Source organism: Vibrio sp. Vb0598 (genome assembly GCF_033338935.1).
In the GTDB taxonomy this organism is placed as follows: Bacteria; Pseudomonadota; Gammaproteobacteria; order Enterobacterales; family Vibrionaceae; genus Vibrio; species Vibrio alginolyticus.
Genome location: NZ_JAWOTP010000183.1, coordinates 1 through 1,214 on the forward strand (window position 1 = coordinate 1; position 1,214 = coordinate 1,214).

The following is a 1,214-nucleotide window of genomic DNA, read 5'->3' on the forward strand; positions in this document are numbered from 1 at the left end:
TGATGATCTTGCCGCCTTCACCTTGCGCGATGAACTGTTTTGCAACCGCTTGAGACATAAAGAACACAGACTTCACGTTGATGTTCATTACGTCATCCCAATCTTGCTCAGAAAACTCGATGGCATCGTTACGACGAATGATGCCCGCGTTGTTCACTAGGATATCAATGCGACCAAGTTCGGTTACTGCGCGGTCAACGATAGTTGGGATGTCGTCTAGTTTCATTAAGTTAGCGCGGATATCGACGAACTTACGGCCTTCAGCCTCTACTTTCTCAATCGTTTCTGTTGGTTCGCTGATGTTTACGCCAACAATGTCACAGCCCGCTTTTGCTAGACCAAGCGCCATACCTTGACCAAGACCAGTGTCACAACCAGTAACAATGGCCACTTTTCCCTCAAGGTTAAATGAATCAAGAATCATGTCGTTTTCCTCAATAGTAGGTAATGTCGTGATTTGGCGTCTTGGCCATGTCACTTTGTATGCATTCATCCTGACCCAAAAAGAAACTGTTTGCAATTTTTTTTGAAAAGGCGTTTTAAAAATATTGATTGCGATCTTGTTTTTCCGGATTCTTTAATTGCGCGGTTTCAAATTTTTGAAAAGGCATTTTAAAAATACTGGTTCTTAAATTTTTCAGCGATATAATGCAGAAAACTAAGAATGAAAGGGGCAACAATGGAAAAGTCGACTCAGCCTGAAGCGGTTTCGTCAGTACTTAAGGTTTTTCATATTCTTCAAGCACTTGGTGAACAGAAAGCCATCGGCGTTTCAGAGCTTTCACAACGTCTAATGATGTCGAAAGCGACTACTTACCGTTTTCTGCAAACCATGAAATCGCTCGGTTACGTGTCTCAAGAAGGCGAAGCGGATAAGTACTCTCTAACACTTAAGCTGTTCGAGTTGGGCGCAAAATCGCTTGAGTACGTCGATCTGATCGAACTGGCCGACAAAGAAATGCGCCACATTTCAGAACAAACCAACGAAGCCTTGCACCTTGGTGCGCTGGATGAAAATGCCATCATTTACATCCACAAAATCGACTCTGGCTACAACCTACGCATGCAATCGCGCATCGGTCGTCGCAATCCGCTCTACAGTACTGCGATTGGTAAAGTGCTGCTTTCTGAGCGCGACGAGAGCTTCGTTCGTGACGTATTGAGCGATGTCGAGTTCATTAAGCACACAGAAAAAACACTGGAAAACACCGATC

The 1,214-nt window shown here is 44.2% G+C and carries 2 protein-coding genes; one reads left to right on the forward strand and one right to left on the reverse strand.

Annotated elements, in window-relative coordinates:
• Positions 1–424 (reverse strand): SDR family NAD(P)-dependent oxidoreductase (locus R7Q38_RS23930; RefSeq protein WP_318114546.1); only part of this gene is annotated, 424 nt, incomplete at its 3' end.
• Positions 425–679: 255 nt separating this feature from the next.
• Between R7Q38_RS23930 and kdgR the strand changes: the two genes are divergently transcribed.
• The coding region (kdgR, locus tag R7Q38_RS23935; RefSeq protein WP_318114544.1) for a DNA-binding transcriptional regulator KdgR at positions 680–1,214 on the forward strand (535 nt) is incomplete at its 3' end.